We start from the raw sequence: 23,651 nt of genomic DNA, 5'->3' as shown, positions 1-23,651 counted from the left end.
ATAAGGTTCAAGAGAGTCTCTTGCAGGTCTCAATGTGCCTGTAGACGCCTGAAATCTGAAAACAGCCACTAGTTAAGTCAAAAAACCGTGCACAGTCAAATTTATGGCGCACATGCCTGGATTAACTGGGGGTTAATTAACCAAACAGATGGTAAACCTTTGCTGCGTTTTGCGCTTGGGTGATCTGCGACATCTCTTCGACAATCGCCTTACGCTCTCCCGTCGCCGCTTCCAGTAACTGCTTGTAAACCCCTAGCAACTCCTCAAGGTTGTCGCGCAACGCCACCTCGTCCACCGAAGCTTCACTCAAGACGTCTTCCATGCAGGAACGGCAGGCCAGATCCAGCTCGCCAATAGCTTCCCAGTTACGCTCGGCCAGAGCACCGGACAGAGCCTCGCGGGTTTCTTCGATTCGCTGCAATACAAGACTCATGGTGATCTCCTTAAAACTGTGGAGCCGGCGTGCCGATGGCATCCCAGCCGTCCTTGACCGTGCGCAACAGGTCAGCGACTTCGTCGAGGATCTTTGCGTCGGTCTTGGCGTTGGCTTCAGTCAGACGCTTCATCATGTATTCGTAAAGATTGGCCAACTCGCCAACCTGCTCCGACTGATTGTCCAGATCAAGCCCCTCGAGCAGACCACCGATGATGCCGATGGCCTTGCCAATCAGAACACCTTTGTTCGGGATATCCTTGCGCTCCATAGCGCCTTTGGCTTGGGCAATACGATCAAGACCACCTTCCATCAGCATCTGGACCAGACGGTGCGGACTGGCTTCGGAAGTCTGCGCCTGGGCGCCAATCTTCTGGTATTGGCGAAGGGCTAACATCGGATTCATGTTCTACCTCATCAAATTTCTATGGTACGCATATCAAGGGTATCGACGATGCGTCAAAAAACTTTAGATTCAAATGCAAAAAGCCCGGAGCGTGAAAAAACGCTGCCGGGCTTTTGGCGTTTCAGACGTTAGCCTTTCTGCTGAGCGGTCAACGCCTCGAACATCGAAGTGATGTTGCTGGCGGTGGCCTTCAGTTTGCCGACCAAGGTGTCCATGTCGTTGTACTTTTTGGTCAGTACATCGGTCAGGGTTGCGATGCGACGATCGAGTGCTTCCTGGTCAAGGCTGAGCTTTTTCTTGGTAATGTTCAGGTTGGTCGTGCGCTGATCGAGGACGCCACCGGTATCGGAGTATACCGCGAGCGATTTCTGCATACGCGCCAGCAGACCGTTATCAGCACCGTCATCACCGAGGAACATCTGCTGAACTTCACCACCTAGCCTCTTGTCGTTCATCGCCGCGGTAAATTTGGTGCTGTCAAAGTTGAGTGCACCGGTTTTCTGATCAGTGGTGATACCCAACTGCGCCAGAACGGTAAGCTTGTCACCCGCACCACTTTCCGACAACGGACCACGCATAGCCTGCAAAATGGAGCGCGGCAAGGCGTCGCCGGTCAAAGCCGCTGCCACCGTGGGCTTACCTTCATCATCGAGTGAAGCCTTGGTCAGCGCGGTGATGCCGTTGGCCAAAGCGTTATAGGCATCAACGAACTTCTGGATAGAAGCCTTGAGACCATCATTATTGCTTGCCACGGTAACCGTCGATGTACCAGTTGCAACAAGATTCAGAGTCAAACCAGAGACAGCCTTGTCGACAGTATTGCTTTTGCTGGTCAACTCCATGCCATCGATGGAGAACTTGGCATCGATAGCCAGCGCACCGATGGAACCGGCGGAAGTAGCCGTCATGACCGGGCCACCACTGGCGCCCACGACAGTGCTGCCATCGATCGTCAGTTCGGAAATACCGCTGACAGAAATATCGGACCCTGCACCGGTGGTCGTAGAACCCAGCACCAGACGCGAACCGAAGGAGTCTGTAATGATGTTGGCGCTGATACCTGCGCCCTTCATCGAAGAGTCGGCGTTGATCGAGTCACGCACCGACTGCAGCGTCGCGCCTGGCTTGACCTCGAGGTTGTAGGTGCTTGAGCCCTGCTTGATACTCAGCGTGCCCGCAGTGATCGAACTGGTCGTACCTCCTGCGAACGCAGCGCTGGTGACTTTCGAGGCAGTGGCAAGGTTGCCCACCTTCACCGCGTAGCTGCCGTTTACCGCTGAGTTGCTGGCGGTGGCACCGAGGATTTTCGTATCAGAGGAAGTGGCCGCATAACCCGGAAACTGAGGATTGGTTTTACTGCCCAGATCCTTCATCGCCTGATTGAAAGCCGACATTAACGACTTCAAGGTACCGATGCCGGAAATGCTTGCGGTGTTGGACGCAGTCCCACGGTCGATCTGACTTTGCTTGGCCGCTTTGTCAGCGTTTACCAGTGCTTTGACGATGGCACCGGTATCGAGGCCGGAGCCTAAACCCGTGCCCGGTAGAATTGGACTTGCCATGTGGAACTCCCTTCAGTGTGTCGCCGGTCTTTTGACCACTACAACGCCCAAAAGAACATAGCAACAAAATTCGTGCCAGCTGTCAGATTTTTGCGCTGAACAACAGGCTGCTTGCATCATTCAAACTGTTTGCCAGCTTCAGGAATTCTTCGTTGGGGATCTGACGGATCACCTCACCGGAGTCGCTAGAAATCACTTTGACCACAACTCTGCCTGATGGCTCATCAATCGAGAACTCCAGGTTGCGCTTGACCGACTGCACAAACTTTTCGATTTCCTGAACGGCCATCTTTAGTTTTTCCTGCTCGTCTTGCGCGCTTTTTTTATCTTCCTTGACAGCTACCACTGGCGATGTGTCCGCTTGAGGCTTCTCAGCGGGCTTTTCGGCAACAGTCGTCGCCTGCTGAGCCGCAGGATAAGACAAGTTCACCTTGACGCTCATATCCATGCCCATCACCTCTTAAATTAAAAAGCGAGAGAATGCGACATACGCACTCCCCCGCCAAAACTCATCAGCTATTACTGAAGCAGTTTCAGTACAGCGGATGGCAGTTGGTTGGCCTGGGCCAGAACTGCGGTCGAAGCTTGTTGCAGAGTTTGTTGCTTGGTCAGCTGTGCAGTTTCAGCAGCGAAGTCGGTATCTTGTACGCGACCCAGTGCAGCACTGGCGTTCTCGTTGATGTTCTGCAGGTTGGAGATGGTGCTGGTCAGACGGTTCTGTGCAGCACCGAGGTCAGCACGGCTGGCGTTGATGGTGTCCAGAGCAGTGGTGATCGCGGTAACTGCAGCCGAGAAGTTAGTTTCCGAGATAGCGGAAGTCGAACCAGCGATGGTGATTGCCGAACCAACACCCAAGGTATCTGCGTCGAAGCTAGCGCTCAGAGTCAGAGTGATCTGGTTCGAGGCACCAGTGTTGGAACCGACCTGAAACGTCATTGTGCTGGCAGTACCGTCGAGCAGGTTCTTGCCGTTCAGGTTGGTGGACTGAGCGATACGGGTCAGTTCTGCCGACATTTGGCTGAACTCTTTGTTCAGAGCGTCGCGATCGGAGGAGCTGTTGTTATCGTTACGGGACTGAACGGCCAGTTCACGCATACGTTGCAGGATGTTGGTTTGTTCCTGCATCGCGCCTTCAGCGGTCTGAGCAATGGAGATACCGTCGTTGGCGTTTTTGATCGCCATGGTCTGACCACGGATCTGCGAAGTCATGCGGGTAGCAATCTGCAGGCCGGCGGCATCGTCTTTGGCGCTGTTGATTTTCAGACCGGAAGACAGACGGGTCATCGAAGTCGACAGAGCATCGGAAGCCTTGTTCAGGTTCTTCTGAACGTTCAACGATGTAACGTTAGTGTTTACTGTTAAAGCCATGACGAATTCCTCGTTGGTTGGGTACTGCGGCTTCCGGCCCTGGCAACCGCCGGTTGTGGCCTAGAGAACCTTCGTAATAGTTATCGTCGTCACATCAGGTTGCTTGAGGTTTTTTTTTAAAAAAATTACTAGCAGACTGCCACCCCCCCGAAAAACAAGGGATCTGGCGCCCTCACCGCATAAAAAATGACGTCAAAAAATCCGCCAAAAAACGCTCGAGCAAAAAAATAGCGCTGACGGCAAACCGGCAACGCTATGGAAATGCCTACTGCAATCAACCGCGATAGAGAATCGCCGACCCCCAAGACAAACCAACACCAAAACCGCTGATCGCCACGCGGCGCCAGCCAGATGTCAATACGTGTTTTTCCAGCAATAAAGGAATGCTCGATGAAACGGTGTTCCCGGTCTCGACCATATCCTTGATGAATTTCTCCGGCTCGCCTTCAAAGCGTCGGGCCACTGCATCGACGATGGCCGCACTGCCTTGGTGAATGCAGAAGGCATCGATGTCGGCGGGTTGCAGCGACGATTCCTCGAGCAATTCGTGCAGGTGGGCAGGCACTTTCAACAAGGCAAAATTGAACACTTGGCGACCGTTCATGAAGAACACGCCGTCGCTCACCTTCAGATGTGGCGCACCGGAACCGTCAGTACCGAACTTGGACTTGCCCAGCAACCAAGGTGCATCCTCCGACATCCACGTCGCAGTGGCCGCGTCACCAAAAAGCATCGTGGTGTTGCGATCTTCAGGATCAACGATTTTCGAGTAAGGATCTGCAGTAATCAGCAAACCATTCTTCAAGCCTGCGGCTTCCATGAAGCCTTTCATCGCGTAGATGCCGTAAACGTAACCGGAACATCCTAGAGAAATATCGAACGCAGCCACATGTGTCGGCAGGCCGAGTTTGTCTTGAACGATAGCAGCTGTGTGCGGCAAACCTTCTTCGTCACCGTTTTGAGTGACGACGATCAGCGCGTCAATGGACTCGCGCTTAAGGCCAGGATTATTGGCAAACAATGCATTTACAGCTTCAACACACAGATCCGACGTTTCCTGCTCAACACCTTTGCGCGGCAAGAACGCCGAACCGATCTTGCCCAGGATAAACTCTTCATCTTTGGCGAACTTGGCACCCTGAGCGTAGTTATCCACGCCGGCCGTCGGCACGTAACTCGCTATGCTTTTTATGCCAATCATCATGGCTTCCCGATCATAAACTGCGACTAGGTTCACCCCGAAAAGCTCAGGGGCGCATCAAAATGGTTGATTTCCCGGGGCAGACTCATAGCCCGCTCCGAGAAACACAATACAGTGAAGATGCACTTTATGACCTATGCGTCACGCCGTTAAGTGCATGAGTGCAATTTTTCACACCCAACTGCGCCTTCGACTCAGTCCGGCATCCAGATATTACGCCATGTCAATAGGCTAGAGCCGGCCAACATCCAGTCACGCTGCACCTGATCTCGCAGGGTATTACCCAGTTGCGCAGCCGCCTCCAGATCACTCACATGCGCCCTGATCGTCTCGACCCATGCTTCGTAGCTATTCTGAACCCGAGTTACGCTCAGTTCGCTCCGATAGGGTTGCAGATCGCTGCAAATCACCGGGAAACCGCACACTCCATACTCAAGCAGTCGCAGATGGCTTTTGCAGTGGTTGAACATCGTGTCGCCCAGTGGCGCCAACGCCAGATCAAGGTTGAGCGAAGCCAGCTTCGCCGGGTAAGCGGCGATATCGACAGTGTTATGCACTTCCTGAACGAACGGGCGCAATGCTTCAGGGCACGGACCCAATACGACCCAATGCACATCGCCGGCGAGGTCTTTGACCACGTTGCCGATCATTTCCAGTTCGTCGACATCTGCCAGCCCACCCGCCCAACCGACTCGCGGCTTGTCGGACCAGCGACGTTCGCTGACAAGACCTTCCCATTCAATCGGATTCAATCGGGTATCGACCACACGAATATCCGGACAGAATCCATCGAAAGCCTGCGCCATGGCGTTGCTCGACACAACCAGTCTATCCATTGACGACAGGCCCCGGCGCAACATGGCGAGGCTGCCCTCTGTTATCGGCAGATACTCGCCCGGTTCAAAGACCTTGAATGCACGGGAGAACGCTTTCATGCGGCGCATCGCCTGCAGATGCTCGTCGCTCGCCACATGATGTAGCACGATCACATCAGGATCGTAACGCTGCAAATCGACCACAGACAGCAGCTCGGGTGAGACCACGCCCTCGATCAAACCTTCTGCGCGCAACACAGTGAAAGGCACGATGATGCGTTGATCGTTACCGGTTTGCCCCGCAGTATGCGCGAGCACGCGAGGCAGGAGTTTGCGGCTCGACAGAGGATGCCAGGACTTCAGCGAATCCTCGACTATGAACGCCTGGCCTCGGGCTAAAGAGAAATTCGGGTTGTAGGCACGGTCGCGCGCAAGCTGCGGCAACCAGCGCTCGTACAGACGATCTTCCTGCTCCGCTGTCGCAATCGGACTCTCAAAGTCGCTGACCAACAGCTGCACTCGCGGCGTCCAGACATTCAGGTAGCCAGCCTGCTGAACCTTCAGGCACAAATCGGCGTCCGCCCATGGCGCCAGTTTCTCATTGAAACCGCCCACCGTACTGAACAACTCCCGACGCAGCATCAGGCATTGGTCGCTCAGTGCAGAGTAGTTCTGATCCACTTGCAGACGTTGCATGTAGCCAGGCGAATCGGAAGGCATGCCCTCGAAGGCTTTTCCGACAGTTCCACCGAGGCCTGCCAGGAGGCCTGCATGTCGAACCTTGCCGTCGCCGCCCACCATCTTCGCGCCGACGCAACCCACTTCCTGACGCATGCCCTGATTCAACAACTGTTGCAGCCAGTCTTGCCCCATGATCCCGACGGCGGAATCCAGGAACAACACAAACTCTCCCTGAGCGTCGCTGACAGCATCATTACGGATCGCTTGCGCAGAAGGTGCCGCCGGGTACCGCAGTACCCGAATGTGAGCGGCACCCAATTGCTCGATACCGGATAACCAGTCGCGCACGGACGGATCGTCATTGCCCCGATCGAGCAACAGCAATTCATACGCGCTGTAAGTCGTCTGCTCCAACAGGCTTTCGAGGCAGCGCTGGGCGTGAGGCAGTTGCCCGTCAATTAGAATCAGAACACTGACCAGAGGACTACCCGAATGAACGTAGTCCAGCTCATATTGCCCCGCCACCCGGCAGTTGACCTGCGCAGACTCAAACCCGCGAACACGCAGATGTTGCTCGATGACTGCTCGTTCCTGCTCGCTGTCACGCAGGGATGGCATATCGCTGATCACCAGCGGTTCACTGATGTGACCCAAGCTGTCGAGCCCGGTGTTCTCGACAAGGCGAAGTATGTATTCGAGTTCGAAGGCGTCCGGGCAATCGGTGATGAAACCACCCATGGCCTGCCAGACATCGCGACGGAACAGCCAGTGTTTCGCCAATGTAGCTGGCGTACTGAGCAACAGGTCAAGATTGAAGTCCGGGCGCAGCATCAACTCTAAATGGCCGTCGTTGTAGCGAATGACTTCGTCGGCATAGACCGCGCGCCAATCGGGTGAACCGGTCAGATCCAGCGCAGTGGTCAGGAAGCCGCTGGACGTCAGTTCGTCGCCAGCATTCAAACACATGAACCACTCGGCACCGGAGTCGAACAGTCGGTGATTGATGAATTCCATATAATCGAGCGCTGCAATCTTTACCGCATCAAGATTGACCTGCGGCGCCACCTTCGACACATCGACGCCCATCACACAGATCTGGATCGAAGCGTACAAGCCATCCAGCGCATTGATACTGTTCAGGGTTCTGTTCAACTTGTCCGGCTGACCGTGGAAGTCGAACACCACTAACTCAAGGGCCGGGATCATTTTGTCGCGCAGATAAGCCTTGGCGATGCCGCGCTCGACATTTGTCAGCACACGTGGCGCCAGCCAAAGCGTCCCCGCCCCGCCCTTGCGCGCTTCCTGATATTCGCGGGCGGCGGCTTGGGTGATGTCGATGAAGTTGTCCAGGGCGGGCCAGAATTCTTGCTCCTGCTGGACAATCCGCTCGAGCAGCAACGGCAATGTGCGGCGTGCCTCTTCAATTTGGGCAGGGTCGTTGCCGTGGGCCAGGCCGAATCCCTGCGTTTCGCTCTTGCCGATCACCTGGGGTGCCCATTCACTGGATAACACGACACTGATGCAACCACACAGCGCTGCCTCTCCCGCCAGCGCCGACGATTCTGCGCAGTAAAAATACTCGCACTGCTGAAAGACATCCGCCAGGCCTTCCCAGGAATTGGGGAAGTGCGGCGTTATTTCTATCGGGTTATCACCCAGGATCGCAGGATCGATGTACGACTGGGCACTTCGACCCCGGTAGTAACATACCTTTCCAGGCACCCGTTTTGCGGGGTCTTGGGGCAAGCAGAAAATGCTGCGGTCGAACGGCGGCATGAACATCACCCGATCGGCCGGTCTGTCGGGTAATTGCAGATCCTTGGTGTAGGCGAAGATAAGGTCATCCTTGCCAAAACTTTCTGCGGTCACCCCCCTGGACAGAAAGCCGGGGCGATTCAGCAAGTACCTGGCCACGACATTGCCGGCCAAAGGGTTGCCTGACACGACTTCGGGATAGACCACAATGGGTTCCACGCCCTGAGACTGATGGGTCTTGATCACATCATTGGTCAGGCGAGGCGTCATCAACCCGGGGCTCAAAACATTGGCTGTGACGTAAGCTTCATACCCGGAGCGCATCAATGCATCGCACAGCATGTGCATCACACGAATACCGGCAGAATTACGCCGAAAATCCGGGGCAAGGAGGTAATAAGGGCTAGGCCGTTTTGAAAATAATGAACGCGTCACTGCTGCACTCCTGACGAAATCTGAAATGTATCGGCCTGCCAATTGATTAGTGGGCGCAACGCTGATGCTCGCGGACCCAATGCACCATGCTGTCGATGGACTCGCTCAGCGAAGTCCAGTCATTCAGCCCCAGATCGCGGGCCTTGCGGATGTCGGGAACGTAATAGGATTGGGTCTTGGGATCGCCGTTTTGCCCGAGCACCCTGACGGATTTTTCCGGAGCGGTACGGGCCATCACGGTGTGCGCCAGCTCGGCAATGCTCAACGCCTTGTCCGAGCCGACGTTGTAGGCCTGCCCTGCTTCGCCGCGAACCAGCAGCGTCAACAACCAGACCGCCAGATCGGCACCGTGCAGATAGCTGCGCACAGCCTGCCCGCTCGATTGCAACACCAGCTCGTCATTCCACAACGCATCCCGGACGAAATTGCCAATAGCAAAGTGGGCATCCAGGGCTATCCCCGGTCCTGAAAAAGCGAAGCAGCGAGTTAAAACCACTTCCATGTCATGGCGCTCGGCATACAGCGCGGCCAGGGTTTCCTGCGCACGCTTGGCCTCGGCATAGGCGCTGCTTGCCAGTGTGCTGTTGCAGGCCGACGGACTGGCTTCAGGCACTGGCTGACCGCACTGAAGCGGTCCGTATTGCGCGCCCGTACCGGTAAACAGTACGCGCCTAGCACCCGTGCGCACGGCAAGGTCCAGCACATTGCGCGCGCCATTCAAAATCGTATCGAAGATGCTCAGCGGATTCGCGTGGGCGCCAGCCAGCGTGTCGGTGGCCGCATGCAGAACAAGATCGACCGGACGTCCTGTCTGCAGATTGATCGGCGACTGCACATCGCCCTTCAACCAGTTGATCCACCCCGTGCTGCGGTACTCGGGATATTGAGCCAGGAACGTCTCTGGAGAACGGGACATCGCGGTCACGCTGATAGCGGCGCCGTTTCTGTTCAACAGCGCCAGCAGCGCGAGCAGCCACTTGCCAAAAAAACCGGTGCTGCCGGTGATCAGCAAATGTTTGCCGGCGAGTTCTTCGTAACCTTGCAGATATCCGATGACACGCTGCACATCGGCGGCCACGACCTGTGACGCTAACGTCACTCTCATGATCGGGCACGCCGTGCGGTCAATCCGAAAATACTGCTTTTGCGCCAGCCCAGATCAATGTCCAGCGTCATGCATTCCTGCACCTGCAGCCCCGTGCGAAAGACCAGTGCCCGCAGCGATTCTTCGGTATAGAAATTGATATGTTCGTGCCAGTGCCGCTTGAGCCCGGCCAGGTCCTTGCGATCCGGATGCTCGCGCATCAAGGCTTCGCGCGGGACTTCGAGGTACAACAACGTGTCGTCGCCCAGGCACTCGGCGATTTGTGTCAGTAGTTCATGGGGATCCGATACGTGTTCCAGTACCTGACTGCATACCACCAGGTCATAGCTGTTGGTTTTTATCGTAGCTCGATCAACCGCTTGTGCACCGTCGACCGGCTCCACTGAAGAGATATCGAATACGTGGGTCTGTTTGCTTCGACCTAGAAACGGCGAATTAATCCCGCTGTCTCCCCCCCAATCAAGGACCAGGGGGTTAGCCGTCACTCTGGTTTCAAGCCAGGCTTCGACATCGCGAAGGTAATCGGCCCGCCCCTGATAATGCTGGTTCGCAGCGGCATACCCAGGCTCGAAACGCTCGCGCTCACGTGTATAGGCCTCATCACGGTAACCGTGATACAGCTGCATCATTTCCCGGTCAGAGAAACGGTAATCGAGAAACAGCACCCCGCACGCCTGGCACTGGAGCGAAGTGCACAACGTATAGGCCATGCCCGGCTGCAAATCCCTCAACCCCCACTCAGGTGTGATGCTGACAGGTTCATGGCCAAACACCCGGCTGGCCACGAAAGGCATCAGCACCGCAGGCGAACTGTCGAGCTGAGTACTGGCGCAGCAAATACAATGCTGGGCGACTCGGTCTATAGCCATGAAGACAACCTCGAAACAAAAACAGATTCAAAATTTCAGCAGAACACACCACGCGCCGGCCATCACCAAACGCTGCGGCCGCCGTCCATCACCAGGTTGCAGCCATTCATGTAGAGAGAGGCATCGGCACACAGGAATGCGATTGCACCGCGATACTCATCGGCCTGGGCCATGCGGCCCAGCGGGATCAGGCTGGTCAGCTTGCTGACAAACACATCGTCCTGACCGGCATATACGCCACCCGGCGACAACGCATTACAGCGCACGCCCTGTTCGCACCAATACGTCGCCAGGTATTTGGTCAGGCCGATCAAGCCGTGCTTGACCACCGAGTACGTCACCGGCTTGACCGGCTGCTGATCGGGTTCACGACCGTCAATCCGATACAGGCGCTGATCGGGCGCGATGACACCGAGGTCTGAGGCGATGTTGATGATCACGCCCTTTTTTTGCAGGGCCATCTGCTTGCCGAACACCTTGGCGCAGTTGAACGCGCCGCCCAGCCCCACGTCCAGATCCTGCTGCCACTGTTCCCAGGGGAAGTCCTCGAGCCGGGAAAAGTTCTTGCCGTCGGCGTCTTCAACCTTGGGATTGCGCGCGGCATTGTTGATCAGAATATCGATCCGGCCATGAGCGGTGATGACCTGATCGCATACCGACTGCAGCGACTCGAGGCGCGTGATGTCAGCCACAAAGGTCTGCGCCGTGACACCCGTTTCCTCAAGCAGTCGATTGCGGCTGCGTGCCAGTCCTTCTTCGCTCACATCGAGCAGAATGGGCACCGCCCCCAACCCGGCAATTGCGGCGGCATGCTGATAACCCAGCAAGCCGCCACCACCGGTGATGATCGCGACCCGACCGGAGAGGTCGAAAAGTTGCTTCATCGCGTTGTGATCAGCCATTGACCCTGACCTCGTCCAGATTGACCTGCGCGCCTCTCTTCAAGGACTCACGAGCCGCCAGAGCGAGGCGCAAGCTTTGCAGACCATCAAACAGGGTGACCTGCGGCCGGGCGTTGCCCTGGAGGCAATCCAGGAAGTGTCGCGCCTGATTCAGGAACATCTCGTTGCGTACAAAATCAGGGAAGTTCGAGCTTTCGGCGACCTCGCCTTCGGCGGTGTACACCGTCAGCTGCGTATTGATCAGGTCCATCACGGCGCTGCCACCGTCACCAATGATCTTGAACGTACGAACCGGTGGACGCTGGACGAAATCCTGGTGCAGATGAATCGGGAAGCTGCCCTGCTCGCCGCGGTATTGCATCAGCGAGGTTGCAGTGTCTTCGACGTCGATATCCAGATTGCTCAGTTGTCCGCCGACACAGAGGATGTTGTCAGGCAAACCGAACAGCCAGTAGATCAAATCCATTTCGTGGATCTGCGACAGAATTACGCCACCGCCCTGATCGGCCCGGGCGGCATACATTTGCCGGTAGTCTTCGTACTTGTGCCAGTTCGGCAGGTATTCACCGATCTCGGCGCTGACGCGAATGATATTGCCGAAATGCCCTTCGTCCAGAAGCGACTTGAGCCTTTGCAAGCCGGGATGAAAACGGAAGTTGTAGCCGACGTAGAACAGCAATTGCTTCTGCTCGACCAGCGCCAGTAGCTCTTCGATACCCTCCAGGTCACTGGCCAGCGGCTTCTCCATGAACACTGCCACGCCGGCCTTGGCACAAGCCAGGGCAATCGGCACGTGCAGGGCGTTGGGGTTGCAGATGAACACCGCTTGAGGATTTTTGGCCAATGCGCTATCGAGGTCGTGATGAACGATCACACCGTAATCGGCTTCCAGATCGGCGCCGTGCTCGACAGTCAGGTTGTCCTGCAACTTGATTCGTTGACCACGAACCCGATACGCATGCACTTCCAGCGAATGCCCCAGCAACGTACGCAAGTTGCGCAAATGCCGTTGTCCGATGCCGCCCAACCCACAAAATAAAATCCGCACAATGACCTCAACTATTTCAAACCAGACGGTTACCGCGCAGCCATTCGGCTGACAGCTCACTCATTTCCCGCAGCCAGACCGGTTCTTCACCAGCCACGCCACGCGCGACCTGCAGGACGAAGTCACCCTGGTAATCGAAGCGGATCAGCTGTTCGCGCAGGCTGGCAAAATCGGCGTCGCCCTGCCCCAGCGGTACGGTGGTGCTGCCTTGGCGGCGATCCTTGATGTGAAAACTGCCGACCCGCTCGCCATAGGCGGCGAATTCGTCAGCCGGCGCATAGCCCAGCGAAGCGCTGTTGCCGGCGTCGTAATTGACCTTGACCAACGGATGATCAATGGCCAGCAGCAATTGCTTGAACGGCTCAGGCGCCAGATCCGTTTCCAGGTGCAGCTCGACCGAGTTTGCTTCTGCCGCAGGCAGCACCTGACGCAGATAACCGATGACTTTCACCTGTTCGTCAAGCGAGCCGATGCGAGAGTTGTCCACGAATGGCAGCACGACGCGACCGATACCCAGTTCCGGGCAAATGCCGATCAGCCATTCCAGTCGCTCCAGGCGCGAGGCCAGTTCTTCGTCGGTGCAACGCAGCAACGGACAATCCATGAAGTAATCGGCGCAAATAGAAACAACAGACACGCCGTAACCGGCCAGGCACTCTTTCAGGTCGGCCCGCCCGACAGGGGTTTCCAGCGGGTTGGCACCCACGCCGTACAAATCGTAAATCCATTCGATACCGCGCAGGCCTGCCTGCGCAGTGAGTTCGATTTCTTCACGCCATTGCCCCCGAGGGAAGGACTGGAAACGCCCATCCTGCGGTGGTAGCAGACGCCCTTGCATCGTGTACAGACCCGCGTCGGCGTACTGCTTCAGATAGTCGGCAGTCATGATCATTCCCCCACCAGTGGAATCAGCATGTTGGCCTGCAGCTCGTCGCGATCGAGGAACGGGAACAGGTCTTCCAACGGGCTAGAGACCATTTGGCCGTTCTGGCCGATACGCGACGTAATCCGTGGCCCGATGGCCTGATCAGGCTCGACCATCACTTCACAGACCACCGGCCCCGGCATTGCCAGGGCCTGGTTGATCACGTCCTGCAGAGTCGATTGCTCGCTGACCCGCAGCACCGGCAAACCAAACGCCACGGCCAGCGCACCGATGTCCGGCAGCGTCAGACCGGAGACCGGATCGCAACCGATGGTCTGTTTGAAATAGCCCGATTGCGAAGCGCGGATCGAGGCATAGCCGTTGTTGTTCAGCACGAAGTACTTGATCGGCAGTTGCAGACGACGGACAACTTCCAGTTCCTGGATGTTCATCACGAACCCACCGTCGCCATCGACCGAAATGGTGCGTCGGCCGCCACTGCCAATGCAGCCGCCAATCGACGCAGGCAAACCGTAACCCATCGAACCGAGCCCCCCAGTGGCTACTGCGCGTTGGCCGCGCTTGAGTTTCGCCGAGATCCAGAACGTATCGATCGACGCCCCGGAACTGCCCGGGATGATCATGTCGGTTTCGACCAGTGCATCACAGAGCATTTCGGTGAACACATAGCTATTCACGAATCCCTGCTTGACGTGGTACTCCGGCAGAACCACCGGGTAACGGTTTTTCCAGTCGGTGCAGCGTTCGCGCCACGGTGTGTAGTCGAAAGTTTTCTGTTCGGTATTTCGCATCAGTCCAGCGATAAAATCACCGGCGTCGCAGACGAACGCCTGATCAGGCATGTCGCCGAGTTTAGCGATTTCCGCCGGGTCGATATCGACCACCACCACTTCGGCGGCACGGGCGAATTGCGATCGATCGAAACCGGTGATGGAGAAGTCCATGCGGCAGCCGATGGCGATCACCAGATCAGCGTTTTGCACGGTGAAGTTGGCTCCGCGCGAGGCCACAGTGCCGCAGCGACCGAAGTACAGCGGATGGCTGTACTCCAGCAGATCGGCGCCGATCCACGTGGTCATCGTCGGGATGCCCAGACGCTCGATCAGCGCACGCATCGCCTCCTGTGCACCGGCGCCGTGAACACCATTACCAACCAGCAGCACCGGGCGCTGTGCCTGTTGCAATCGCACTGCCAGATCACGCAACGCGCTGGCATCCGGCAGTGCCGGTTGCACATCTTGATCGGGGGCGTAACCGGCCAACTGATCGGGGTCGATTTCGGTGGCCTGAACGTCCAGCGGAATGTCGATCCAGACCGGGCCTTTACGGCCGCTCATCATCACGTGCAACGCCTTTTCCAGCTCGTAACGAATCTGCTGCGGGTCAAGCACACACACCGCGTACTTGCTGATAGGCGTGACCACGCTGACGATGTCCAGCTCCTGAGTTCCCAGTTGACGCAGACCGCTATTGCCCTTGAGGTCGGCACGCTTTACCTGACCGGAGAGGTACATCACCGGTGTCGATTCGAACCAGGCCCCGGCCAGGCCGGTCATTGCATTGGTAGCACCTGGGCCGGAAGTGACCAGGCAGGCGCCAAAGCGGCCTGACGTGCGCGCGTAGCCTTCGGCGGCAATCGCAGCACCCTGCTCATGAAGCATGCTGATCGCTTGCAACTGCGGCTGACGGAACAGCGCATTGTTGAGGTGCATGGCACCTCCGCCCGGCAGGAAAAACACATGCCCGACGCCTTGGCGGGCAATAAACTCGAAGACGTAGTCTGCAACACGCATGGAAACCGCCTGAAAAATGAATTAGTGATGAGCGACGCGATCGGCCGGTACGGCGTACAGCACCAGATCCCATCCTTCGGCGAGATGCGGGCACAGGCTGAAGCTATAACCGTCGTAGTACTCATGCAATTGCAGCAGGATGCTCCACAGGTGCGCCTGCTCGTGGTAAACGCAAACCGCCAATACTGGATTCGCCTCGCTGATGAGTTGGCGCCCACCCGCCAGGCACTGCGGCTCGAAGCCTTCGATATCAATCTTGATGAACGTTGCAGGACGGATCTCTTTGCCCAGTTCATCCAGCGAGCTCATGCGCACCGACTCGGTGCCCATGCCAACGCGGGAAGCCGGACCATTACCGGTCTCGATCAGAATCTCGCCGACGCAGTCACCTACCGCCATCGCGTGCGCGTGCAGGCCGGTGTATTCGCCGGACAGTTGCGCGATGGTGTCCTTGAGGTCGGCATAGTTGTTTGGCGACGGCTCGAAAGAGTGGATCTCGCGATACTTGCGGCCGCTCTGGATATAACCGTGAATCGAATCGCCGTTGAACGCACCGATGTCGTAAACCACTTCCTCATCGTTGGCGTTGACGAAACGATCGTTGAAGTAGATCTCCAGCGGCGAGGCCGGTGGCAGCAGATCGTAGTTGAGAAACAGGCGCCATTCGACGTGATCGACAAACAGGGCCTTCGACTCGTCATCGCTCAGCAGGTTGAACGCCTGGCGAATGCGCGCGCCCTCACCGATAACTTTTTCCGGCAGGTCAAGGCTGTAATGCGGGAGGAATTTTTCCGGAAAGCGCCAAGCCAGATGACCGAACAGCGCAATGCGCTCGAAGCCCAGTGCATGCAACGGTGCCAGTCGATCAATCATTCGGTCGCTGGCCTCACCACACCAGATGGTGGTGATGATGGCAGGCAGATGACCGGCTTCGCGTTCAGCCAGGTGCGCCGGACTCAACACCTCGATACCGAGTACCGAGCGCCCCCAGAGCGCAGGATTGTTATCGATGAAGGCCTTGGGCTTGAGGCCCATTTCCAGCAGCACCGAAGCCACTTTTTTCCCCAGATGCCCAGCACCGAACAAGACAAACGGCTGCTCAAAATCACCAAGGACATTCAACAAAGTGTCCTGTTGGCGTTGGCGAATCGCTTCCAGAGGTTCGCTCAACAAACGATCCAGGCGCGCGGAGAGAGATTGATCAGTCATTGGACGAACCTACGTTGAGTGAATTGAGAAAATCCAGCGCCGACCAGAACCCGGCACCGTGATCCTTGTGGCCTTGCCACACTTCCGGAATAAAGCTCACTTGCGGATACCCCTTGAGCTGCGTCCACGTCGCAGGCCAGTCCACATCACCGGTACCCATCAGCACGCCCTCGCCGTTGCTGCCCTTGGCATCGGCCACGTGTAAATGCGCCGAGTGCGGCAGCAACAGCGCCAGTGCCGCCTGAAAGTCCAGGCCGAAATGGAAGCAGGCCATTTGCAGGTGCGAGAGATCCAGGCACAGGCGCAGGTTCAGGGCTTTGGCTTGTTCGGCCAACTCCTGCGGCATCATGAAAATGTTCTGGTGACGCTGCCCGCCGAAGTGCCACGGGAAAGGCGCCATGTTTTGCGGAATCAGCTCGGTGCGACCGAAGTCGACCTGCGCACAGGATTCCTGGAATCGCCGGTAAAGCTCCGCACGCTGACTGACCGCAAAAGGTACGTCGGCCGAGAAGCCACCGATGTTCGCGACGATGAGCAGCGAGTCGGCGTTCGGGAAGAACTCGGCGATTTGCAGGGTGGCATCGACCACTCGTTGCAGGTTGGCAATCGAGCGCTGACGGTATTCCGGATCATCGGCCACCAGGTCCAGCAGCTCGCTGTTCTCGAAAAGCTCCGGCGCATGCACAACCAGACGCGAGCACTCGACCTGCCGCAGATACGCCTGCGGCGCCACGCTCAGGTCACGGTAGGACAAATGGAACTCGAACAGGTCGGGTTTGATCCACTGCTCGTATTGCAGGAAATCGTGATATCGCACCGGCACGCCCCACAAAATCGGCATGTCAAACTCGCGGCGTACTTCGGCTTGTTCGCATAGGTCGCTGTCAAATAGGAAGTCACCTTGCGCGATCACCCGCCCGGCTTTTTTACCGAGCAGATCGGTCAAGCGATACGGTGGCAGCCCCTGCCCCGGACTGGCGACACTCAGCATGTCCTGCTGGAAAACTTCACCGGGTTCGATGGCTCGGGCGGCGATCACGCTTTTGCCGAGGTTCTCGCGGTTGAGCAGTTCCCCCTGACTGGCGTGGCGGCCCGGGCCGGTCCACGGCAGAGCTTTCTCGACTTGGCGAATGCCTTCGACCAGTTGGCGGAATTCTTCGGGTTCAAGGCTGGCGAGATGGTCGGGGCCTTCCATGCCGCGGTCGAGGGTAATATGCCGCTCAATCAACTTGGCGCCCAATGCGACAGCCGCAATGCTTATCGCGGTGCCACGCTCGTGTCCCGAGTAACCGATCAGGCCGTGCAGTTCGCGCAGACGAGCCAGATAACCCAACTGGATATCGGTTTCCGGTGCGGGATAGGTGCTGTTGCAATGCAGCAAAGCGAAGGGCATGCCCAGACCGTTCAACTGCTCGATGGCGCGAACAATTTCATGCTCAAGCGACATGCCGGTCGACAGAATCAGCGGTTTCCCCAATTGCGCAGCCTTGGCAATCAGGTACGGGTTGCACAGGTCGGCCGAGGCGATTTTCAACGCCGGCACATCGAAATCAGCAAGCACTTGGACGCTTGGCTCGTCCCATGGCGTGCAGATGTAGCTGATGCCTTTGTGTGCGCAGTACTGCCGAATTTGCAGATGTTCGTCGACGCTCAACTCGACCTTGTCGAGCAGGTCTTGGATATACTCAACGCCCAGATCTTCCGCCCGCGAACCATCAGCCTTGCGACGATAAAGCGCCTCACGGTTGCGCAACTGAAACTTCACACAATCGGCGCCAGCACTGATCGATGCGTCCACCAATTGTTTGGCCAGTTCCATTGAGCCATTGTGGTTGTTGCCCACTTCGGCGATAACGAAAGTATGGTCACCACCGACGACAACGCCATCGATGCTGAAGATTTGCTTATTCATTGGATTTTGGTCCGCCAAGAAGTGACACCGTTGGATTCGAAACGGAAATCGGTGGTTCGGCAGCCAAGCTCGCGGACCTTGGCGGTCACGGCCTGACGATGCTGGGGCTGCACGAAGAACAGGAAAAAGCCCCCGCCTCCGGCGCCAAGAAGTTTGCCGCCCAGCGCGCCTGCTGCCAGCGCACTGTCATAAATCTGGTCGAGCACACCATCGCTCACCGCTCGGGAAAACTGCCGTTTGAGCATCCAACCCTGATGCAGGCAACGGCCGAAATCGTGCAGCTCGCCACGAATCAGGTGATGGTGCATATGGCGGCACAACCTCACGCTTTCGGTGATGAGCAAGCCTTGGGCATTTTTGCTTTCCATTTCTTCACGCTGCTGCTCATGCAATTTTCCAGAGTCGTGGGAAATACGCGTATCGCAGAGCACCAGACACTCTTCAAGCTCGTTGCAGATTGAGCCCTCCAAACGAATCGGGTGCACCAGATTCCGACCTTCCTTGAATTCGATCAGGTTGAAGCCACCGAAGGCGGAAGCGTACTGATCCTGCCAGCCACCCGCTATGCCAAAGCACAAACGCTCGGACTGAAACGCCAGTTCAGCGACCTCGTAGGTGCTCCAGCGATCACGCCGCAGTTCATTGAATGCAGCAATGACCGCCGTGGTAACCGCCGACGAGCCGCCCAGACCGGAACCCACTGGAAAGTCGGAACGGATATACAGATCCAGTCCGTAATTGGGCTGGATCACCGAGACGATAGTGGCCAGCAGTCCCTTGTCTGCATGCGCCAGCAAATCCGCGATCGACGTATACTGCTCTTCGGTATTTAAATCTTCGGAGAATATCCGGATGACACTATCGGTACGCGGGATCAACGTGGCATGTGAGTAAAGGCCGACCGTGCAACTGAGCACGGCGGCCGGGTTTTCCACGAAGTAATACGTCAGGTCGGAGCCGCCACCACTGAAGCTCATGCGCACTGGCGCACGCGCACGCGCCAGCACGGGCACTTCCTGATTGGCCGCGAGCCGCGCCGGGGTGACTACATCGACGAGAAAACCATCGACGTCAACCACCGGGATCGCGTTATAGCTCAGATCAAAGATCTTGAGCATCTCCTCACGCGCCGCACCGAGGGTAACCGAGCGGTATTCGATGTTCATGCACGCAGTGACCGGTACGGTCGTCGCCCCGCCCTGCAACAGATAACGGCGCAAATCGCCATTTGTTAGCACGCCGGCCAGACGGCGCTCTTCATCCACCACAAAAACGATTTGCAGGGCACCTGACTCGATACACTCAACGGCGTCGAGGATGGTCTGATAGGTATAAATCGTCTGGCTTTTCACCAACTGATTCATGCGCTCGCGACCTCCTGAAAATGAGACTTGAATGCACTCAACGAGTCCGGCGTACCGATATCAATGAAGGGGCCAAAGTACTCACCGACCTGCAGAGTCTGGCGATCAATCAACCGGGGCAAAATCTCCTTCTCCATCGAGCATGCTTGCAGCGCGAAACCGTCCAGGGCATCGACGGCAAAGCCGTAGACGCCGGCATTCACAAGACCCGGTCCAGAAAGACCTTTTTCGTTCAGTGCCAGTAACCGCAGGGTGTCTGAGCAGCTCAGGCTGCCATAGCGCAAACGGTCCTCCACCATGACGCCCACCAGCAGATTTTCTGCAGCGTTGGCCGCCAGGTGGTAAGCCGAGTAATCGAGCCAGGTGTCGGCGTTGAGAACCATATAACGGCCGCCCGGCGGTACTTCGCGCAAGGCTTGCAGTACAGCGCCGCCAGTTCCCATGGGTTGTTCTTCGACGACCAGCTCCAGAGTCAGACCCGACTCAGCCGACAAGGCCGGCAACAGCTCGGCCAACTGATCGGCACGATAGTGCGCGCACAGTACCGCGTCGCTGATGCCTGCCTGTTTCAACTGCGCCAAAACCAGTGCAAGGAAAGGCCGGCCATGAATGTCGACCACGGCTTTTTGCGAACCTTGGAGAACAGCGCACAGGCGGGTACCGAAACCACCGCAAAGGATGTAGGCACGCATCAGTGTGCCAACCCGAAAAATTGCTCGAGGCAGCGCGCAACGTGGCCAAGATGTTCCTCTCCCAGGCCAGGCCATACGCCAACCCAGAAGGTATCGTTCATGATTTTGTCAGTCACCGTCAGCTCGCCGCTGATACGAAAATTACGACCTTCCATGTACGGCTGACGCACCAGGTTGCCGGCGAACAGCAGGCGTGTGCCAATACCCTGACTGTCGAGGTATTGCAGCAGTTCGACGCGTTTGATGCCGCAGCCGTCGCGCAGGGTCATCGGGAAACCGAACCACGAAGGGTCGCTGTTGGCGGTGGCCTGCGGCAGGATCAGGTAGTCGGCGCAATTAGCCAGACGCTCGCTGAGCCAGCGGAAGTTGCGTTTGCGCACCTCGGTGAAATTCTCCAGCCGATCCATCTGCGCCAACGCACAGGCGGCCTGCATATCGGTGATTTTCAGATTATAACCCAGGTGCGAATACGTGTACTTGTGGTCGTAGCCTTCCGGCAGCTGCCCCATCTGCTTGCAGAAACGCTGCTTGCAGGTGTTGTCCTGGCCGGGCGCGCAATAGCAGTCGCGACCCCAGTCACGGAACGATTCCATGATGCGGCTGAGCAACGGGCTGTTGGTGAAGACCGCACCGCCCTCGCCCATGGTGATGTGATGCGCCGGGTAAAAGCTCAGGGTGCCGATGTCGCCGAAAGTGCCGACCAGTTGACCATCGTAGGTCGAACCGAGGGCATCGCAGCAGTCCTCGATCAGCCACAGTTTGTACTTGTCGCACAGCGCCCGGATAACCTTCAGGTCATAAGGATTGCCTAAGGTGTGCGCGAGCATGATCGCCTTGGTTTTCGGGCCAATGGCGGCTTCGATCTTGCTCGGGTCGATGTTGTAGTGCGGCAGTTCGATATCGACGAACACCGGCACCGCACCGAACTGCAAAATCGGGTTAACGGTGGTCGGAAAACCCGCCGCGACGCCAATCACTTCGTCGCCAGGCTTGATCGCGCGATCGCCCAGTCGGGGCGAAGTCAACGCGGAAAACGCGATCAGGTTGGCCGACGAACCCGAGTTGGTGGTCAGCACGCAACGCCGGCCCAGGTATTTGACCAGGCGTTTTTCGAAGGCATCATTAAAGCGCCCGGTGGTCAACCAGCCATCCAGCACTGCTTCGGTCATCGTCTGCAGTTCGCCTGCGCCGATCACCTTGCCCGCGGGCGGCACAGGGCTCTGGCCGGCGACGAAGACTTTGGGAGCCAGTTCCAGCTGTGCATAACGCCCAACCAACTCGACAATTTGTTGGCGCAACTGATCCGCAGTACTTTCACTCATGGGTATCGCCTTGGTAGTCCGCTATCTGCTTGCGGGTAAAGGTGTGCATGTCTTCGCCGTGTTGCCAGGCCAGGTTCCAGGCCACCGTGCGTTCGAGGGTGGCGGCTAACGACCAGCGCGGCGTCCAGCCCAGTTCCAGGCGCGCCTTGCTTGAATCGAGCGCCAGCAACCCGGCTTCATGGGGTTGCACCTGGGTATCGATCGACCAGCGCACCGCAGTCGGCCACAGCTCGGCCAGTTGGCCTACAATGGTGTCGACGGTGGCGACACTGCTGTTGTCGGGGCCGAAGTTCCAGCCGCCGGCGTATTTCTCGCCGTCTTCATACAACGCGCGGGCCAGCATCAGGTAGCCCATCAGCGGCTCGAGAGCGTGCTGCCACGGGCGCGTTGCGTGGGGATAACGCAAGACCACTTCTTCGTTGTTTTGCCAGGCACGGAAAATGTCCGGGATCAGCCGTTCCGACGACCAATCACCGCCGCCGATGACGTTGCCCGCCCGTGCAGTGGCCAACGCTGTACCGGCCGCTTGCAGAAAGGAATTGCGGTACGAGGCACAAAGCAGTTCCACGCAGGCTTTGCTGTTGCTGTAAGGATCAAAACCGCCGAGGGCGTCATATTCGCGATAGGGCAAAATCCACTCACGGTTTTCGTAACATTTGTCAGTGGTAATCACTACTACCGCACGAACCCCGGGACAATGACGTGCAGCTTCAAGCACATTCACAGTACCCATGACATTGATCGCATATGTCTCGACAGGCATGCGATAGGCCTCGCGCACCAGCGGTTGCGCGGCGAGATGGAATACCACTTCAGGCTGGAACGCCTTTACGGCCCCAACGACCGCCGCTGCATCGCGAATATCCGCCAGATCACCGGCAATCACACGATCCAGACCTGCGACTGTCCACAGCGCGGGTGTGGTCGCTGCAGGCAAGGCAAAGCCGCGCACCTCTGCACCCAGCTGCCGTAACCACATTGCCAGCCAACCGCCCTTGAAGCCGGTATGGCCGGTCAAAAAAACTTTTTTGCCCGCCCAGAATCCGTTCACTGCCACAAATTCCATTCAGCGTTGCCGCTATTCCAGCGCTCTTCGAGGAAAACCCGGTCGCGTAAGGTGTCCATCGGCTGCCAGAACCCGCGATGCAGATGGCTCATCAACTGACCCTGTCGGGCTAGGTTGCGCATAGGCTCGTACTCCCAAGTCGTCGAGTCGTCTTCAATGCCATCGAGCACGCTCGGCTCAAGCACGAAGAAACCGCCGTTGATCCAGCCGCCGTCACCGATAGGCTTTTCCTGAAAACCTCGGACGCACGTGCCTTCAAGTTCCATCGCGCCAAAACGGCCCGGTGGCTGCACAGCCGTGACTGTGGCCTGCTTGCCGTGTTGACGGTGGAACTCGATGAGTTCAGGGATGTTGACGTTCGACACACCATCGCCGTAGGTGAAACAGAAGGTCTCGTCACCCAGATAGTCGCGTACACGCTTCAGGCGCCCGCCGGTGCCGGTGGTCTCGCCGGTATCGACCAGCGTGACGCGCCATGGCTCTGCCTTGCCCTGATGGATATGCATGCTGTTTTCGGCCATGTCGAACGTCACGTCAGACATGTGCAGGAAGTAGTTGGCGAAGTACTCCTTGATGATGTAGCCCTTGTAGCCTAGGCAAACCACAAAGTCGTTGATGCCGTAATGAGAATAGATCTTCATGATGTGCCAGATGATTGGCTTGCCACCAATTTCGATCATCGGTTTGGGCTTGAGATGCGATTCCTCACTGATGCGAGTTCCCAATCCCCCCGCCAGAATTACTGCCTTCATGTACTTCTCTCAACTGTGGGCGACATCGACTTCATTGAAGCGTTGGCCGTTGGCAAGGGACGCCAATTATTCGGC

The 23,651-nt window shown here is 57.3% G+C and carries 20 protein-coding genes; all 20 read right to left on the bottom strand.

The genetic code is table 11. The features are described from left to right. Window positions 1–136: 136 nt before the first annotated feature. The 20 genes from ACIOWA_RS09700 to rfbF all read right to left on the bottom strand — a co-directional run bounded on the left by ACIOWA_RS09700 (window position 137) and on the right by rfbF (window position 23,576). Complete coding sequence (locus ACIOWA_RS09700) at window positions 137–433, bottom strand: flagellar protein FliT (RefSeq protein WP_221731984.1); 297 nt, start codon at window positions 431–433, stop codon at window positions 137–139. 10 nt (window positions 434–443) lie between these two features. Beyond that, window positions 444–839 (bottom strand): flagellar export chaperone FliS, encoded by a 396-nt coding sequence (gene fliS / locus ACIOWA_RS09695; RefSeq protein WP_221731985.1) that lies wholly within the window; start codon window positions 837–839, stop codon window positions 444–446. Window positions 840–967: 128 nt separating this feature from the next. After that, window positions 968–2,401, bottom strand: a complete 1,434-nt coding sequence (gene fliD, locus ACIOWA_RS09690) for a flagellar filament capping protein FliD (protein ID WP_401159490.1) — start codon at window positions 2,399–2,401, stop codon at window positions 968–970. An 82-nt stretch (window positions 2,402–2,483) separates the two neighbouring features. Continuing rightward, window positions 2,484–2,849, bottom strand: coding sequence for a flagellar protein FlaG (locus tag ACIOWA_RS09685; protein WP_401159488.1), 366 nt, complete (start codon window positions 2,847–2,849; stop codon window positions 2,484–2,486). A gap of 71 nt (window positions 2,850–2,920) precedes the next feature. Beyond that, complete coding sequence (locus ACIOWA_RS09680; protein WP_401159486.1) at window positions 2,921–3,769, bottom strand: flagellin domain-containing protein; 849 nt, start codon at window positions 3,767–3,769, stop codon at window positions 2,921–2,923. A 274-nt stretch (window positions 3,770–4,043) separates the two neighbouring features. Next, complete coding sequence (locus ACIOWA_RS09675; protein WP_401159484.1) at window positions 4,044–4,970, bottom strand: ketoacyl-ACP synthase III; 927 nt, start codon at window positions 4,968–4,970, stop codon at window positions 4,044–4,046. A gap of 194 nt (window positions 4,971–5,164) precedes the next feature. Beyond that, a complete protein-coding gene (locus tag ACIOWA_RS09670; protein ID WP_401159482.1) occupies window positions 5,165–8,656 on the bottom strand; it encodes a glycosyltransferase in 3,492 nt (1,163 codons plus the stop codon). Window positions 8,657–8,702: 46 nt separating this feature from the next. After that, window positions 8,703–9,761, bottom strand: coding sequence for an NAD-dependent epimerase/dehydratase family protein (locus ACIOWA_RS09665; RefSeq protein ID WP_401159480.1), 1,059 nt, complete (start codon window positions 9,759–9,761; stop codon window positions 8,703–8,705). Beyond that, window positions 9,758–10,630: a class I SAM-dependent methyltransferase gene (locus tag ACIOWA_RS09660; protein ID WP_401159478.1), complete on the bottom strand. Its 873-nt coding sequence runs from the start codon at window positions 10,628–10,630 to the stop codon at window positions 9,758–9,760. Before ACIOWA_RS09660 ends, ACIOWA_RS09665 begins: the two co-directional genes overlap by 4 nt. A gap of 62 nt (window positions 10,631–10,692) precedes the next feature. Next, a complete protein-coding gene (locus tag ACIOWA_RS09655) occupies window positions 10,693–11,532 on the bottom strand; it encodes an SDR family oxidoreductase (RefSeq protein WP_401159476.1) in 840 nt (279 codons plus the stop codon). Next, window positions 11,525–12,580, bottom strand: a complete 1,056-nt coding sequence (locus ACIOWA_RS09650; protein WP_401159474.1) for a Gfo/Idh/MocA family protein — start codon at window positions 12,578–12,580, stop codon at window positions 11,525–11,527. Before ACIOWA_RS09650 ends, ACIOWA_RS09655 begins: the two co-directional genes overlap by 8 nt. A gap of 16 nt (window positions 12,581–12,596) precedes the next feature. After that, window positions 12,597–13,466 (bottom strand): sugar phosphate isomerase/epimerase family protein, encoded by an 870-nt coding sequence (locus tag ACIOWA_RS09645; protein WP_401159472.1) that lies wholly within the window; start codon window positions 13,464–13,466, stop codon window positions 12,597–12,599. A gap of 2 nt (window positions 13,467–13,468) precedes the next feature. Then, a complete protein-coding gene (locus tag ACIOWA_RS09640; RefSeq protein ID WP_401159470.1) occupies window positions 13,469–15,259 on the bottom strand; it encodes a thiamine pyrophosphate-binding protein in 1,791 nt (596 codons plus the stop codon). A gap of 21 nt (window positions 15,260–15,280) precedes the next feature. After that, a complete protein-coding gene (locus ACIOWA_RS09635; RefSeq protein WP_401159468.1) occupies window positions 15,281–16,468 on the bottom strand; it encodes an FkbM family methyltransferase in 1,188 nt (395 codons plus the stop codon). Continuing rightward, a complete protein-coding gene (locus ACIOWA_RS09630; protein ID WP_401159466.1) occupies window positions 16,461–18,380 on the bottom strand; it encodes an N-acetylneuraminate synthase family protein in 1,920 nt (639 codons plus the stop codon). The genes ACIOWA_RS09635 and ACIOWA_RS09630 overlap by 8 nt, the downstream gene beginning before the upstream one ends. Continuing rightward, window positions 18,377–19,744: a CBS domain-containing protein gene (locus tag ACIOWA_RS09625; protein ID WP_401159463.1), complete on the bottom strand. Its 1,368-nt coding sequence runs from the start codon at window positions 19,742–19,744 to the stop codon at window positions 18,377–18,379. Before ACIOWA_RS09625 ends, ACIOWA_RS09630 begins: the two co-directional genes overlap by 4 nt. Beyond that, the gene (locus tag ACIOWA_RS09620) at window positions 19,741–20,436 is read right to left on the bottom strand and encodes a sugar phosphate nucleotidyltransferase (protein ID WP_401159461.1); all 696 of its coding nucleotides are present in this window, start codon (window positions 20,434–20,436) and stop codon (window positions 19,741–19,743) included. Before ACIOWA_RS09620 ends, ACIOWA_RS09625 begins: the two co-directional genes overlap by 4 nt. Further along, window positions 20,436–21,758 (bottom strand): lipopolysaccharide biosynthesis protein RfbH, encoded by a 1,323-nt coding sequence (gene rfbH, locus ACIOWA_RS09615; protein ID WP_401159459.1) that lies wholly within the window; start codon window positions 21,756–21,758, stop codon window positions 20,436–20,438. Before rfbH ends, ACIOWA_RS09620 begins: the two co-directional genes overlap by 1 nt. Then, the gene (gene rfbG, locus ACIOWA_RS09610) at window positions 21,751–22,815 is read right to left on the bottom strand and encodes a CDP-glucose 4,6-dehydratase (RefSeq protein WP_401159495.1); all 1,065 of its coding nucleotides are present in this window, start codon (window positions 22,813–22,815) and stop codon (window positions 21,751–21,753) included. The genes rfbH and rfbG overlap by 8 nt, the downstream gene beginning before the upstream one ends. Then, complete coding sequence (gene rfbF, locus ACIOWA_RS09605) at window positions 22,806–23,576, bottom strand: glucose-1-phosphate cytidylyltransferase (RefSeq protein ID WP_401159458.1); 771 nt, start codon at window positions 23,574–23,576, stop codon at window positions 22,806–22,808. Before rfbF ends, rfbG begins: the two co-directional genes overlap by 10 nt. Between the last annotated feature and the right edge of the window lie 75 nt (window positions 23,577–23,651).

The organism is Pseudomonas sp. NPDC087614 (assembly GCF_044743485.1).
GTDB classification, from domain to species: domain Bacteria; phylum Pseudomonadota; class Gammaproteobacteria; order Pseudomonadales; family Pseudomonadaceae; genus Aquipseudomonas; species Aquipseudomonas baetica_A.
The sequence above is the reverse complement of the archived record's forward strand: the minus strand, read 5'-3'. Positions and strand labels throughout refer to the sequence as shown.